The following is a 15,068-nucleotide window of genomic DNA, read 5'->3' as shown; positions in this document are numbered from 1 at the left end:
GGGCCTAAGCATAAGCTTGAGGCCCCGTTTTAGCTACTGATTAGTGCAGATCCAGCACATCGCGCATGTCGTACAGGCCAGGCTCGCGACCCTCCAGCCAAAGCGCAGCGCGGACCGCCCCCTTGGCAAAGGTCATGCGGCTGGAAGCCTTGTGCGTGATCTCCAGGCGCTCGCCCTCGGTAGCGAACAGCACGGTGTGATCACCCACCACATCGCCACCGCGCACGGTTGCAAAGCCGATAGTGTCACGCGAACGCGCACCGGTATGACCTTCACGACCATACACCGCCACCTTTGACAGGTCGCGACCCAACGCATCGGCAATCGCCTCCCCCATGCGCAGCGCAGTGCCCGATGGCGCATCGATCTTGTGACGGTGATGGGTCTCGATGATCTCGATATCCGCCTCATCGCCCAGCACGCGAGCTGCCAGATCCAGCAACTTGAGCGACAGGTTCACACCCACACTGAAGTTGGCCGCGAAGACGACAGGAATATCCTTGCCCGCCTCCACCAGCAATTGCTTCTGCTCAGCCGTCAAACCGGTGGTACCGATCACCATGGCCTTGCCCGCCTTGCGGCAGAACGCCAGGTTTTTCAGCATCACTTCCGGCAGGGTGAAGTCGATCAGCACGTCGAACTCATCGGCCACCTGCTCCAGGTTGCCCGACAGCGAAACACCGATGCGCCCCAGCGAAGCCAGCTCACCCGCGTCCGCGCCGATCAACGTGCTGCCAGGGCGAACGATCGCCGCTGTCAGCCCGGAGGCCGGCGAGCGCTGCTGCACTGCCTCGACCAGCGTCTTGCCCATGCGCCCTGCAGCGCCCATTACGGCTATACGTCGCATACTCAATTCCTTACAGGTCGCCGAAGAAGCGCTTCACACCATCGAAAAAGCCCGCGGTTTTCGGCGAGTGGGAGTCATCGCCCTCCATCGAACCACGGAACTCTTCAAGCAGTTCACGCTGACGACGGTTCAGGTTGACCGGCGTTTCTACCGCCACGCGACACATCAGGTCGCCAGCACCGCCACCCCGCACCGGCGCAACGCCTTTGCCGCGAATGCGGAACTGCTTGCCGGTCTGCGTGCCTTCCGGGATCTTGAGCTTGACCCGACCATCCAGGGTCGGAATCTCCAGCTCGCCACCCAGGGCCGCATCGACAAAGCTGATCGGCACTTCACAGAACAGGTGCTTGCCATCGCGCTGGAAGATCGAGTGCTCGCGCACATTGATCACCACATACAGGTCGCCCGTCGGGCCACCCTGAGTCCCCGCCTCGCCTTCACCCGACAGGCGAATGCGGTCACCGGTATCCACGCCCGCAGGCACCTTCACCGACAGCGTCTTGTACTCTTCTACGCGGCCTTCGCCGTGGCAGGAATCGCACGGATCGGAAATGATCTTGCCTTGGCCATGGCAGCGCGGGCAGGTCTGCTGCACCGAGAAGAAGCCCTGCTGCATGCGCACCTGGCCGATACCGCCACACGTAGGGCAGGTGATCGGCGACGAGCCCTTCTTGGCACCCGAGCCATCACACGGCTTGCAGTTGACCAGTGTCGGCACACGGATATTGACGCTGGTGCCGCGCACGGCCTCTTCCAGGTTGAGCTCCAGGGTGTAGCGCAAGTCGCTGCCACGCTGGGCACCGCCACGCTGACCACCCCGGCCACCACCGAAAAAGTCGCTGAATACGTCGCCGAAAATATCGGAGAAGTTCTGACCACCAAAACCGGCACCGCCGCCACCCATGCTCGGGTCGACACCGGCGTGGCCATACTGATCGTAGGCCGCACGCTTGTTGGGATCAGACAGGCATTCGTAGGCCTCATTGGCCTCTTTGAACATTTCTTCGGATTCTTTGCTGTCCGGATTACGGTCCGGGTGGTGCTTCATCGCCAGGCGACGGTAAGCCTTCTTCAGGTCCGCCTCGCTGGAGCCGCGCTCCACACCCAACACTTCGTAATAGTCACGCTTTGCCATAAGTCTTTGCACTCTTAAGGACGTTCAGCCAGACCCTCCTGAGCCTTGCCAAACTCGTTGAGCCCCAATACAGGCCCGGACCCAACTCACGTCAATTCAACGATCCTGGTCATTACTACTTTTTAGCCAGGGACCCGGCCAAAAGTGCGGTATTTACTGCTCGGAAAGCAGGAGCATTCCCGATCACACCGCCAGCATCCGCACGTTGTCGCATGCTGTAAAAATTCGCATACCCCAGACACGCCAACGCGGGAGCAAGCTCCCGCGCGGCGACATCCTACCAGTCACCGCTTGATAGCGGTCAACCGGGCGACCAACTTACTTCTGGTCTTTGACTTCTTCGAACTCGGCATCGACAACGTCGTCGTGCTTGGCTTCAGGTTCTGCGTGCTGTGCAGCGCCTTCTGCCGGCTGGCCTTGCTCGGCGTACATCTTCTGAGCGACTGGCGCGGAGACTTTCGACAGTTCCTCAACCTTGGCTTCGATGGCAGCCTTGTCGTCGCCTTTGATAGCGGCTTCCAGGGCAACCACGGCAGCTTCGATCGCGGTCTTCTCTTCGGCAGTCACTTTGTCGCCAGCATCAGCGACCATTTTGCGCGTCGAGTGAACCAGGGCATCACCTTGGTTACGTGCACCGGCCAGCTCTGCGAACTTGGCGTCTGCATCGGCGTTGGCTTCAGCATCACGAATCATCTGTTGAATTTCTTCATCAGACAGACCGGAGTTGGCCTTGATGGTGATCTTCTGCTCTTTGCCAGTGGCCTTGTCCTTGGCACCTACGTGCAGGATGCCGTTGGCGTCGATGTCGAAGGTCACTTCGATCTGTGGCACACCACGTGGCGCTGGTGGAATCTCGGCCAGGTCGAACTTGCCCAGGGACTTGTTCTGAGCAGCCTGCTTACGCTCACCTTGCAGCACGTGAATGGTCACAGCGCCCTGGTTGTCGTCGGCAGTCGAGAACACTTGCGATTTCTTGGTAGGAATCGTGGTGTTTTTCTCGATCAGCGCAGTCATCACGCCGCCCATGGTTTCGATACCCAGGGTCAGCGGGCTAACGTCCAGCAGCAGCACGTCTTTCACGTCACCGGCCAATACCGCGCCCTGGATGGCAGCACCCATGGCAACCGCTTCGTCCGGGTTCACGTCTTTACGTGCTTCCTTGCCGAAGAACTCGGTCACTTTCTGCTGTACCAGTGGCATACGGGTCTGACCGCCCACCAAAATCACGTCGTTGATGGAACCAACGTCGATACCGGCGTCTTTCAGCGCGATGCGGCAAGGTTCGATGGTGCGCTGAACCAGGTCTTCAACCAGTGCTTCCAACTTGGCGCGAGAGATCTTCACGTTCAAGTGCTTAGGACCAGTGGCATCTGCAGTGATGTACGGCAGGTTCACGTCGGTCGACATGCTCGAGGACAGCTCGATCTTGGCCTTCTCGGCAGCTTCTTTCAGACGCTGCATGGCCAGCGGATCACCCTTGAGGTTCATGCCGCTTTCTTTCTTGAATTCGTCAACGAGGTAGTCGATCAGACGAATGTCAAAGTCTTCACCACCCAGGAAGGTGTCACCGTTGGTGGCCAACACTTCGAACTGGTGCTCGCCGTCAACTTCAGCGATCTCGATGACCGACACGTCGAACGTACCGCCACCCAGGTCATAAACGATCACAGTGTGGTCGCCTTTGGCCTTGTCCATACCGTAAGCCAGAGCAGCTGCGGTGGGTTCGTTGATGATACGTTTTACGTCCAGGCCCGCGATGCGGCCGGCGTCTTTGGTCGCCTGGCGCTGGCTGTCGTTGAAGTAGGCCGGAACGGTGATCACCGCTTCGGTCACTGTTTCACCGAGGTAGTCTTCAGCCGTCTTCTTCATCTTTTTCAAGACTTCAGCCGAGATCTGCGGAGCAGACATCTTGTTGCCATTGACTTCAACCCAAGCGTCACCGTTGTCAGCCTTGGCGATTTTGTAAGGCACCATCTTGATGTCTTTCTGTACGACTTCTTCGTCGAACTTACGGCCGATCAGACGTTTTACCGCGTACAGGGTGTTGTGCGGGTTGGTCACAGCCTGGCGCTTGGCCGACTGACCAACCAGGATCTCGCCGTCATTTGCGTAAGCAATGATCGACGGCGTAGTACGCGCGCCTTCGGCGTTTTCGATAACTTTGGCTTTGCCGTTTTCCATGACGGAGACGCAGGAGTTGGTGGTCCCCAGGTCGATACCGATAATTTTGCCCATGATTTACTCTCCCGAAACTTGAATTTGGTTGCCGCAGCAGTGGTGGCTAACTGCGGTAGCACTTAAACGCTTGACTTATAGATGGGGGCCTTGCGGCGTATTTCAAGCCTGCTCATCAATAGAAGGCGAAACCGGTGCAGGAGCCTTGCTCACTACAACCATCGCCGGGCGCAGCAAGCGACCATTGAGCAGGTAACCCTTCTGGAACGTTTTGAGCACGCTGTTCGGCTCCAGGTCATGGCTTTCCTGCATGGCCATGGCCTGGTGATGCTCAGCGTTGAACGGCTCGCCGCCTTGTGGATCGATCGCTTCCAGCTGATAACGCTTCAGGGTGTCCTGGAACATTTTCAGGGTCAGTTCGATCCCTTCGCGCATCGGACGGATGTTTTCGTCGTCAGGGTTGGACAATTCAAGGCCACGCTCCAGGCTGTCGATGATCGGCAGCAAGTCATTGGCGAATTTTTCCAGCGCGAACTTGTGAGCCTTTTCTACATCCTGCTCGGCACGGCGGCGGACGTTCTGCAGATCAGCGGCAACACGCAAAGACTGATCCTGCGCAGCGGCCAATTGCTCTTCAAGCACTTGCACGCGGGTTGCCAGCTCATCGCCGACAGCCGAATTGGCGTCTGGAGTTTGCGTATCCTGCGTCTGTTCGTCAGCCATAGTTTTCTCCTTTCAAAATCATGCGCGAACTCGACTCGCGCTTCTGTTCCGGTATATGGGGCCACAATTTCCAGGTTCAAGGGTGCAGGCGTTACCAAAAGTCTTTCAGGTGCTCTGGATCAATTCCCGCGCTGTCATTCCTCGTCGCACTAAAAAACCAGGCCACTCAAGCAAATCGAGCTAAGCATCAGGATTGTCAGCCCCGAACAAAACACTGTATAAATAACCAGACCTAACACCTGGGAGCGGTCTTCATGCTCGTGCACCTGTCTGTACATAACTACGCCATCGTTGAACACCTGGATCTCGAACTGGATCGCGGGATGAGCGTAATCACAGGCGAGACCGGCGCCGGTAAGTCGATCATGCTCGATGCCCTGGGCCTTACCCTCGGCGACCGCGCCGACAGCGGCGTTGTGCGCCCTGGCGCCGACAAAGCCGATATCCTGGCCACGTTTGACCTGGCGGATATTCCCGAGGCAGAAGCCTGGCTGGCAGAACGCGACCTGAATATTGAAGGCCCTTGCATCCTGCGCCGGGTCATCACCGCTGAAGGGCGCTCTCGCGGCTACATCAATGGCACGCCTTGCCCCCTGGGCGATTTGAAATCCCTGGGCGAGCTGCTGATCGATATTCACAGCCAGCACGAACACCAATCCCTACTAAAGACCGATACGCATCGCCGACTACTCGACGAGTACGCGGGCGCCACCGACCTTGCCCGGCAAGTGCAACTTGCTGCACAACGTTGGCGCCAGACTCGCCAGGAACTGGAGCGCCTTTCCAATTCCGGCGACGAGCAGCGCGCCCGCCACCAACTGCTGAGCTATCAGCTTGAAGAGCTCGAAAGCCTGGGGCTTGGCGAGACCGAACTTGAACAGCTGGAACAGGAACACAAAAACCTGACCAACGCTGAAACCCTGCTAGGTATTTGCCGCCAGGTCGTGGAACAGTGCAGCGAGAGTGATTCCGGCAACGTGCTCAATGCGCTGACCGCCAGCCTCAACCGCCTGTCCAGCGTCAACAGCGCGTCCGGCTCCCTGAGCGAAGCCACCACGTTGCTGACCAGCGCACAGATCCAGGTCGAGGAAGCCGTGGGCGAACTCAACCGCTTCCTGGACCACTTCGACGCTGACCCTGCGCGATTGCAGGAAATCGAAGAGCGCCTGGACACCATCTATACCCTGGCGCGCAAACATCGAATCCAGCCCACCGAAGTCGCAGCCATGCAGCAGAAACTGCTGGATGAAATCGAGACCCTCAACGCTAACGATGAGTCCATCGAACGACTGGGCGAAGAGCTCGCCTCCTTTGCACGCCACTATCAAGAAAAAGCCCGCGAACTGAGCGACCTGCGCCAGCAGGCGGCTAACAGCCTGGCCAGCGCAGTGGAAGCGGAGATCCAGCGACTGGGCATGCCGGGCGGGCGGTTCACCATTGAACTGCGCGCCAACGCCAGCAACGAACTGCAACCTCATGGTCTGGAGCAAGTTGAGCTGCTGGTCAGCGCCAACCCTGGGCAACCGCTCAAGGCATTGGCAAAAGTCGCCTCTGGTGGTGAGCTGTCGCGTATCAGCCTGGCGATTCAGGTGATTACCGCCCAGACCTCACGCGTCCCCACACTGGTGTTCGATGAAGTGGACGTGGGTATCGGTGGGCCGACGGCGGAGATTGTTGGCCAGTTGTTGCGTCGCCTGGGTGATCGCGGCCAGGTGCTCACGGTAACGCACTTGCCGCAAGTGGCCGCCCAAGGGCATCAACATCTGTTTGTGCATAAAGTACGGGGAAGCGACGCGACGCACACCGCCGTGTCGAAGCTGAACAAGTCGGAACGCGTGGAAGAAGTGGCACGAATGCTTGGGGGTATCGACCTGACCAAGGAGTCCCTGGCCCACGCGAAGAAAATGGTCGTGGCCGCCAAGGCTTAAACTGGCATTTTCCTCTCTCCTATAGAAAGCACGAAGGCGACCTCTGGGTCGCCTTCGATCATTGCGCAGAGCAAATCTGCATCTTTTTTACTTTTTCTTACGGATGTACAGCACCAGGTTGTGGTCCACCAAATCGAATCCATGCTCCTCAGCAATTTGGTGCTGGAGCTTCTCGATTTCCGGGCTGGTGAACTCGATAACCTCGTTGGTATCCAGGTCAACCATGTGGTCGTGATGACCACCGTCAGCCAGTTCGAACACTGCATGACCGCCGTCGAAATTATGACGAACCACCAGTCCTGCGGCTTCAAACTGGGTCAGCACACGGTAAACCGTGGCCAGGCCAACGTCCTCGTTAGACTCCATCAGCGCCTTGTAAACATCTTCGGCACTCATGTGGCGCTGCTCAGCAGAATCGAGCATTTGTAGAATCTTGACTCGCGGCAGAGTCACTTTGAGACCGGCTTTGCGTAGTTCGCTATTTTCAACCATGGTTAGCTTTCTCGCGGATGCTGCTTCGCAGCTTCTCTTAATACGGGTATGATCGGCGTTTACGTTGTCCCAGCCAAGATAGTGGAAGTCGCCCACCGATGCAAAACACCAAGCTCTTGCTAACCAGTTTCACCTTTGTGGGACTGCTCGCACTCGCCGGTTGTTCATTCCCCGGGGTTTACAAAATCGACATCCAGCAGGGCAATGTCGTCACGCAGGATATGATAGACCAGTTACGCCCGGGAATGACCCGACGGCAAGTACGGTTTATCATGGGTAACCCCCTGCTGACCGACACTTTCCATGCCGATCGCTGGGATTATCTCTACAGCATTCAACCAGGTGGCGGTGAACGCCAACAGGAGCGTGTCAGCGTCATTTTTAATGGCAATGACCAGCTTGTCAGCCTGTCCGGCGACTTCATGCCCGGCGTAAGCCGTGATGAAGCCTTGCTTGGCAAGGACAACGGCACCAACGTGACTGCCCCTGCGCAGGAAGCGGAGAAACCGAAATCCGAAGTGCCGGCCAAGCCAGGCTCCTTGCTCGACCAGATCCAAAAGGACGTCGACGGCGTGAAAACCGTTCCGGTCCCGACGCCAGAACCTCTGGACGCCAGCCCGCAGTAATAAAGCGGCGCTCAACAAAAAGCCCGGCATGCCGGGCTTTTTGTTGCCTGTCGCTCAGAACACCTAGGTGTTCTGCCGCTTGACCAATGCTGCCTTGGCCGCGCGCAGCCGTCGCACTTCTTTAGGGTCAGCCAGCAAAGGCCGGTAAATCTCGATGCGATCACCCGCCATCACTGCTTGCGTATCCGGGTCAGCTACCACCTTGCCGAAAATCCCGAGCGGACAATCCGCCAGTTCCACGCCAGGAAACTCCCGGGCGATACCCGAAGCCAATACTGCCGCCCTCAAGCTGGTACCCGGCGCCACCGCAACCGCGACCAGCACCTGACGGTCTTCGGCGGCATACACCACCTCAATCTCAACCATGCAGTTGCTTGGCCCGCTGACAGAACGCATCCACCAATGTATTGGCTGCCTGATTGAACAAAGGCCCCAACGTCGCCCGCACAATGGGGCCAGCGTAATCAAAGGACAGGTCCAGGCTGATCTTGCAGGCCTTGTCCGTCAACGCCTTGAACACCCACACCCCATGTAACTGGGTGAACGGTCCTTCCTGCAGGTTCATTTCGATGGACTTGCCCGGCACCAGCACATTGCGCGTAACAAAATGCTGGCTAAGGCCGCCCTTCGCCACCCCGACACTGGCAACCATATGCTCATCGCTGCTTTCCAGCACCTCGGCGGCAGAGCACCACGGCAAGAATTCCGGGTAACGCGCCACGTCGTTGACCAGGTCATAGAGCGCTTGTGCCGGATAAGGCAGCAAGGCCGAGCGTTGAATGTGCGTCGTCATGTGAGCGTTATTTCCACTGCTGAGGCAAACATCGCGAAAAAAACAGCCCGATCCGCGAGAGAAAAAAACCAAAGAATTGCCCGCATTGTCCGGGATTCGTCCAACACGCTCAAGCACGCAGGTTGACCGTAGCCGACACGCTCGCAACTCCCTATAATGCCGCCCCTATGGCTAAACAAAAGAAACACCCCACAGGGACCATCGCGCAAAATAAAAAAGCGCGACACGATTACTTCATCGAACATCGTTTCGAGGCTGGTCTGGTCCTGGCCGGCTGGGAAGTAAAGAGTCTGCGTGCCAACAAGCTGCAGCTGGTCGACAGCTATGTGCTGCTCAAGGATGGCGAGGCATGGCTGCTCGGCAGTCATATCACCCCGCTGACCACCGCGAGCACTCACGTGATTGCCGACCCGGTGCGCACGCGCAAGCTGCTGCTCAATGCCCGCGAACTGGAAAAGCTCGCCGCGTCCGTGCAGCAAAAAGGCTACGCGTGCGTCTGCCTGTCTTGGTACTGGAGCAAGCATCTCGTCAAATGCGAGATCGCTCTGGGCAAGGGCAAGAAAGAGTACGACAAGCGCGACACCGAGCGCGAACGCGATTCCAACCGTGAATTGCATCGCGCCGTGCGCAACAAGGGCAAGGAAGAGTAATTCCTGCAACGCCGTAGCCTTGGGACATATCCCGGGCTACAGGCCCTTGCGACGCTCTGCTCGCGCTACGCGCTGCACTTCCTGACGCACTTCTTCCAACACTTCCTGCACGTACAGCAGATGACGTGTTGAGACTTCCCGCGCCTGCTCGGCCCGCCCTTCGATAATCGCCAGGTACAAATCCCGATGCTGATTGATCAGCATGTCGCGGGTTTCCGTACGCTGCTGGTACATGCCGCCGATGTTGGTCACCACATTTCGCTTGAGCAGATCGAACAAACCGCGAATGGTGTGCAACAACACCGCGTTGTGGCTGGCCTCGGCAATCGCCAGGTGAAACCTTGCGTCCGCCGCCCCCTCTTCCGCCCGGCTCACCTCATCGGCGCGCGTGTAGCAATCCTGCAAGGCCTCGAATGCAGTGGTCAGCCGCTCACGGTCAACTTCAGTGGCACGCAGCGCGGCGTAGTAGGCACAGGACGCCTCAAGCGTCTGACGAAATTCCAGCAGATCACGCTGCGCCTCGGGGTTGTTTTCCAGCAGGTGCAACAGCGGATCACTGAAGGTTGAACCCAGGGACTCAGCCACATAGTTGCCGCCGCCCTGCCGACTCACCAGCAACCCCTTGGCCGCCAGCTTCTGAATCGCCTCCCGCAGCGATGGGCGCGACACGCCAAACTGCTCCGCCAACGCGCGTTCAGCCGGCAAGCGCTCGCCCGACTTCAGCGTGCCCTCAAGGATCATGCCCTCAAGCTGCTCGACAATATCGTCAGACAAACGGCGCGAACGCACCTGATCAAACCCCATAACTCACTCTCCACAACCCCGACCACTCGCCAGGGCCTCTATTCTGGCCTATCGCCGCGCTCGCAGCACCTATCAGAACGCCTTCGATTGACCCGATCAGACCCCCACCTCCGCCCCCCCCTACGACCAAAGTTTCGCGGGCGGCAAATTGACACACCCCTGGCAAGGCTTTTACTCTAGCCAACAGCGACTGTAAATTGGTATTACCAATTATCCAAGCTGACCAAACAACAACAATCAGGGCCATCCCCTATGCAAACCTGGCAACAGCTCTACAGCCCACTCGGCAGCCTCGGCCTGTCCGCATTGGCCGCCGTTATTCCGATCGTGTTCTTCTTCCTGGCGCTGGCCGTATTTCGCCTCAAAGGCCATGTGGCCGGCAGCATCACGTTGGCGTTATCGATCCTGGTGGCGATCTTCGCCTTCCAGATGCCCGTGGACATGGCACTGGCCGCCGCGGGCTACGGCTTTGCCTACGGCCTTTGGCCGATTGCGTGGATCATCGTCGCAGCAGTCTTCTTGTACAAACTCACCGTCAAGAGCGGCCAGTTTGAGATCATCCGCAGCTCGGTCCTGTCGATCACCGACGACCAACGCCTGCAGGTTCTGCTGATCGGTTTCTGCTTCGGCGCCTTTCTGGAAGGGGCTGCCGGTTTCGGCGCGCCGGTGGCGATCACTGCCGCATTATTGGTGGGCCTGGGTTTCAACCCGCTGTACGCCGCAGGCCTGTGCCTGATCGCCAACACCGCGCCGGTAGCCTTCGGCGCCCTGGGCATTCCAATTATTGTGGCCGGCCAAGTCACTGGCATTGACGCGTTCAAGATCGGCGCCATGACCGGCCGCCAACTGCCCCTGCTGTCGCTGTTCGTGCCGTTCTGGCTGGTATTCATGATGGACGGCCTGCGCGGCGTTCGCGAAACCTGGCCGGCCGCACTGGTTGCGGGCTTGAGCTTTGCCGTCACCCAATACTTCACGTCCAATTTCATCGGCCCGGAACTGCCGGATATCACGTCGGCCCTCGCTAGCCTGATTGCCCTCACCCTGTTCCTGAAAGTCTGGCAACCCAAGCGCACGGCCGGTGCGCAGATCGCAGGCGCCACCTCCAGCGCCGCGATTACCGCCAGCGTCGGAGGCTTCGGCCAGCCGCGCAGCACAATCGCATCGCCCTACAGCCTGGGGCAGATTTTCAAAGCCTGGTCGCCGTTCCTGATCCTCACGGTGCTCGTCACTATATGGACCCTCAAGCCCTTCAAGGCGATGTTCGCTGCTGGCGGCTCGATGTACAGCTGGGTGTTCAACTTCGCAATCCCGCACCTTGATCAGCTGGTGATCAAAGTCGCGCCCATCGTGACCAACCCGACCGCCATTCCTGCGGTGTTCAAGCTGGACCCGATTTCCGCGACCGGCACTGCGATTTTCTTCTCCGCACTGGTCTCGATGCTGGTGCTCAGAATCGATATCAAAACTGGTCTTACCACTTTAAAAGAGACTTTCTACGAACTGCGCTGGCCAATCCTGTCCATCGGCATGGTGCTGGCGTTCGCGTTCGTCACCAACTACTCCGGCATGTCGTCGACCATGGCACTGGTCTTGGCCGCTACCGGCGCGGCCTTCCCGTTCTTCTCGCCGTTCCTCGGTTGGTTGGGGGTATTCCTGACAGGCTCTGATACATCATCCAACGCCCTGTTCAGTTCGCTGCAAGCCACTACGGCACACCAGATCGGTGTCAACGACACCTTGCTGGTCGCGGCGAACACCAGTGGTGGCGTGACCGGCAAGATGATCTCGCCGCAATCGATCGCCGTGGCCTGTGCGGCAACCGGGCTGGTGGGCAAGGAATCCGACCTGTTCCGCTTCACCCTTAAGCACAGTCTGTTTTTCGCCACCATCGTCGGGCTGATCACCCTGGCCCAGGCCTACTGGTTCACCGGTATGCTGGTGCACTGAGACCTGCACGTCACAGGGTAAGAATCGACGCCGGACACTGCGTCCGGCGTCTGCTATTTCTGGAGGACCGATGAGCCTGCCTGCTGCTTTTTTGAGCGACGTCGCACAACTGATCCCGAAGGATCGACGCTTCGACGATCCACTTTCCACCCTCGCTTTCGGTACCGACGCGAGCTTTTACCGACTCATCCCACAGCTGGTTATCCGCGTGGAGTCGGAAGACGAAGTGGTAGCGCTGTTGCAACTGGCCCAGCGCGATCGCGTGCCGGTGACCTTCCGTGCCGCCGGCACCAGCTTGTCCGGGCAAGCCATCAGCGACTCGGTCCTGCTGGTGCTCGGCGACAACTGGAACGGTCTTGAGATTCGCGGGCAAGGCACCCAGATCCGCCTGCAACCCGGTGTGATCGGCGCCCAGGCCAACGCGTGGCTGGCGCCGTTCGGCCGCAAGATCGGGCCCGACCCGGCCTCGATTAACGCCTGCAAGATCGGCGGCATCGTTGCCAACAATGCCAGCGGCATGTGTTGCGGTACCGCACAGAATACCTACCACACACTCGCGGGTATTCGCCTGGTATTGGCCGACGGCAGCCGCCTGGATACCGAAGATGCCGCCAGCGTTACCGCGTTTAGAAAGCAACACGGCCCATTGCTGGAACGCCTGGCTGCACTCGGTCGTGAGACGCGGGCCAACACTGAGCTGGCGGCAAGAATCCGCCACAAATACCGTCTGAAAAACACCACCGGCTTGTCACTCAACGCCCTGGTGGATTTCGATGAACCGCTGGATATCCTGAGCCACCTGCTGGTGGGTTCCGAGGGCACCCTGGGCTTTATCAGCGCGGTGACCTACGACACCGTGATCGACCACCCGAATAAAGCCTCGGCGCTGATTGTGTTCCCGGATGTCGAAACGTGCTGCAACGCTGTGACCGTGCTGAAGACCCAGCCGGTCTCTGCCGTCGAGCTGCTGGACAGACGCAGCCTGCGCTCGGTGCAGAACAAACCGGGCATGCCCGACTTCGTACAGCACCTGTCGGAACATGCCTGCGCACTATTGATCGAATCCCGCGCCGCGTCGTCTTCATTGCTGCAGGAACAGCTGGCCCTGATCATGGCGTCCCTGGTCGCTTTCCCTGTGGAAAAACAGGTCGACTTCACCGAAGACCCCGTTGAAAACGCCCGCTTGTGGGCCATCCGCAAAGACACCTTCCCCGCCGTCGGCGCCGTGCGCAAAACCGGCACAACGGTGATCATCGAGGACGTGACCTTTCCGGTCGAGCAACTGGCCATTGGCGTAAACCGTTTGATCGAGCTATTCGACAAACACCACTACGACGAAGCCATCCTTTTCGGACACGCCCTGGAAGGCAATCTGCACTTTGTGTTCACCCAAGGCTTCAACAGCAGCGAAGAAGTCGCACGCTATCAAGCGTTCATGGACGACGTTGCACAGTTGGTAGCCGTGGAGTTTGGCGGCTCGCTGAAAGCCGAGCACGGCACCGGCCGCAACATGGCGCCCTTTGTCGAACTGGAATGGGGCAGCGAAGCCTATCAACTGATGTGGCAACTCAAACGCCTGCTCGATCCCAACGGCATCCTCAACCCCGACGTGGTGCTCAGTGAAGACCCGCAGATCCACCTCAAGCACCTCAAACCCTTGCCTGCCGCTGATGAGCTTGTGGATAAGTGCATCGAGTGTGGTTTTTGCGAGCCGGTGTGCCCCTCCAAAGGCCTGACGTTGAGCCCACGCCAGCGCATCGTGATCTGGCGCGACATCCAGGCTAAAAAACGTGCGGGCATCGACACCACCGAGCTGGAAGCCGCCTACCACTATCAGGGCATCGACACTTGCGCCGCCACCGGCCTGTGCGCCCAGCGCTGCCCTGTGGGCATCAACACCGGCGACCTAGTGAAAAAGCTGCGCGCCCAAGAGGCTGATCGTCCGAAAACCGCCGAATGGCTCGCAAGCCATTTCTCCACAGCACTGCAAGGCGCACGTTTTACCCTGCACGTCGCCAATGGTGCCCGCATGCTGCTGGGGGCGCCACGCCTGGCGAGGCTGTCGGCGAAAATCACCCAGTTGTCCAAAGGGCAGATCCCGCAGTGGACCAATGCCATGCCGCAACCGGAAAAAGCCATCCGCTTCAGCCCGGCCGTCGTCGACGAACGACCGCGCGTGGTGTACCTGGCGGCCTGCGTCTCACGGGCGATGGGCCCTTCAGCCGACGACAAGGAACAGACGTCGCTGTACGACAAAACCCGAGGCCTGCTGGAAAAAGCCGGTTACCAAGTCGTATTTCCTGACAATCAGGACAGCCTCTGCTGCGGCCAGCCCTTCGCGTCCAAAGGCTACGCCGAACAGGCCGAGCACAAACGCCAGGAACTGATCGGTGCGCTGCTCCATGCCAGCCGTGGCGGCCTCGACCCGATCTACTGCGACACCAGCCCCTGCACCCTGCGGCTGGTGCAAGACCTCGGCGAAACGCGCCTGGACCTGTACGACCCGGTGCGATTTATCCGCACCCATTTGATGGATCGCCTGGACTTCACCCCACAGGAAGCCCCCATCGCTGTACACGTCACCTGCAGCACCCAGCACTTGGGCGAAAGCCAGGCCTTGATTGACCTGGCGCGGCGCTGCGCCAAAACCGTGGTGGTCCCGGAAGGCATTCATTGCTGTGGCTTTGCCGGCGACAAAGGCTTTACCACGCCGGAGCTCAACGCCCACTCGCTGCGATCACTCAAGGACGCCGTGCAATATTGCACTGAAGGGATCTCCACCAGCCGCACCTGCGAGATCGGCCTGAGCCAGCACGGCGGCATCGATTACCACGGGCTGGTGTACCTCGTGGACCGGGTCACCCAGGCCCGCCCCACTGATCCTGCAAAAAAACAGAACCCTTGCGCGCCGGCGCAGTCATCTGCATAGGCCTCGACGAACGAGGCCC

General features: G+C 59.2%; 13 protein-coding genes. 5 read left to right on the top strand and 8 right to left on the bottom strand.

All coding sequences use genetic code 11. The features are described from left to right. Positions 1–40 precede the first annotated feature (40 nt). From dapB to grpE, 4 genes are all read right to left on the bottom strand, one after another. On the bottom strand, positions 41–847 hold the full coding sequence (gene dapB / locus AC07SU_RS18075; protein ID WP_494997788.1) for a 4-hydroxy-tetrahydrodipicolinate reductase: 807 nt from the start codon (positions 845–847) through the stop codon (positions 41–43). A gap of 10 nt (positions 848–857) precedes the next feature. Further along, positions 858–1,982: a molecular chaperone DnaJ gene (gene dnaJ, locus AC07SU_RS18070; RefSeq protein WP_178919542.1), complete on the bottom strand. Its 1,125-nt coding sequence runs from the start codon at positions 1,980–1,982 to the stop codon at positions 858–860. A gap of 318 nt (positions 1,983–2,300) precedes the next feature. Further along, complete coding sequence (gene dnaK / locus AC07SU_RS18065) at positions 2,301–4,217, bottom strand: molecular chaperone DnaK (RefSeq protein WP_176998432.1); 1,917 nt, start codon at positions 4,215–4,217, stop codon at positions 2,301–2,303. 102 nt (positions 4,218–4,319) lie between these two features. Beyond that, the gene (gene grpE, locus AC07SU_RS18060; RefSeq protein WP_016976812.1) at positions 4,320–4,880 is read right to left on the bottom strand and encodes a nucleotide exchange factor GrpE; all 561 of its coding nucleotides are present in this window, start codon (positions 4,878–4,880) and stop codon (positions 4,320–4,322) included. A gap of 254 nt (positions 4,881–5,134) precedes the next feature. On the opposite strand from grpE, the gene recN reads away from it, so the two are divergent. Further along, positions 5,135–6,808 carry a DNA repair protein RecN gene (gene recN, locus AC07SU_RS18055; RefSeq protein ID WP_494997787.1) on the top strand — a complete coding sequence of 558 codons (1,674 nt, stop codon included), beginning with the start codon at positions 5,135–5,137 and terminating at the stop codon, positions 6,806–6,808. An 87-nt stretch (positions 6,809–6,895) separates the two neighbouring features. Here the strand turns inward: recN and fur are convergent, their stop codons facing one another. Beyond that, the gene (gene fur, locus AC07SU_RS18050) at positions 6,896–7,300 is read right to left on the bottom strand and encodes a ferric iron uptake transcriptional regulator (protein WP_083360362.1); all 405 of its coding nucleotides are present in this window, start codon (positions 7,298–7,300) and stop codon (positions 6,896–6,898) included. Between the two features lie 98 nt (positions 7,301–7,398). On the opposite strand from fur, the gene AC07SU_RS18045 reads away from it, so the two are divergent. Continuing rightward, positions 7,399–7,926 carry an outer membrane protein assembly factor BamE gene (locus tag AC07SU_RS18045; RefSeq protein WP_176998434.1) on the top strand — a complete coding sequence of 176 codons (528 nt, stop codon included), beginning with the start codon at positions 7,399–7,401 and terminating at the stop codon, positions 7,924–7,926. A 63-nt stretch (positions 7,927–7,989) separates the two neighbouring features. On the opposite strand, the gene AC07SU_RS18040 is transcribed toward AC07SU_RS18045, so the two are convergent. Further along, entirely contained in the window at positions 7,990–8,292 is a 303-nt protein-coding gene (locus tag AC07SU_RS18040; RefSeq protein ID WP_494997786.1) for an RnfH family protein, read from the bottom strand. Further along, a complete protein-coding gene (locus tag AC07SU_RS18035; RefSeq protein WP_016973780.1) occupies positions 8,285–8,719 on the bottom strand; it encodes a type II toxin-antitoxin system RatA family toxin in 435 nt (144 codons plus the stop codon). The genes AC07SU_RS18040 and AC07SU_RS18035 overlap by 8 nt, the downstream gene beginning before the upstream one ends. Before the next feature lie 167 nt (positions 8,720–8,886). Here AC07SU_RS18035 and smpB point away from each other — a divergent pair, with 167 nt between their 5' ends. Continuing rightward, a complete protein-coding gene (gene smpB / locus AC07SU_RS18030; RefSeq protein ID WP_176998554.1) occupies positions 8,887–9,369 on the top strand; it encodes an SsrA-binding protein SmpB in 483 nt (160 codons plus the stop codon). A 36-nt stretch (positions 9,370–9,405) separates the two neighbouring features. On the opposite strand, the gene AC07SU_RS18025 is transcribed toward smpB, so the two are convergent. Continuing rightward, complete coding sequence (locus tag AC07SU_RS18025) at positions 9,406–10,173, bottom strand: GntR family transcriptional regulator (RefSeq protein ID WP_176998436.1); 768 nt, start codon at positions 10,171–10,173, stop codon at positions 9,406–9,408. A gap of 252 nt (positions 10,174–10,425) precedes the next feature. Here AC07SU_RS18025 and AC07SU_RS18020 point away from each other — a divergent pair, with 252 nt between their 5' ends. Together AC07SU_RS18020 and AC07SU_RS18015 are read left to right on the top strand one after the other, a co-directional pair. After that, on the top strand, positions 10,426–12,120 hold the full coding sequence (locus tag AC07SU_RS18020) for a lactate permease LctP family transporter (protein WP_494997785.1): 1,695 nt from the start codon (positions 10,426–10,428) through the stop codon (positions 12,118–12,120). A 70-nt stretch (positions 12,121–12,190) separates the two neighbouring features. After that, positions 12,191–15,049, top strand: coding sequence for an FAD-binding and (Fe-S)-binding domain-containing protein (locus AC07SU_RS18015; RefSeq protein ID WP_494997784.1), 2,859 nt, complete (start codon positions 12,191–12,193; stop codon positions 15,047–15,049). Positions 15,050–15,068 lie beyond the last annotated feature (19 nt).

The organism is Pseudomonas sp. GW821-FHT05H12, from assembly GCF_059419385.1.
Note: the sequence above shows the minus strand (reverse complement) of the source record. Positions and strands in the feature narration are given on the sequence as shown.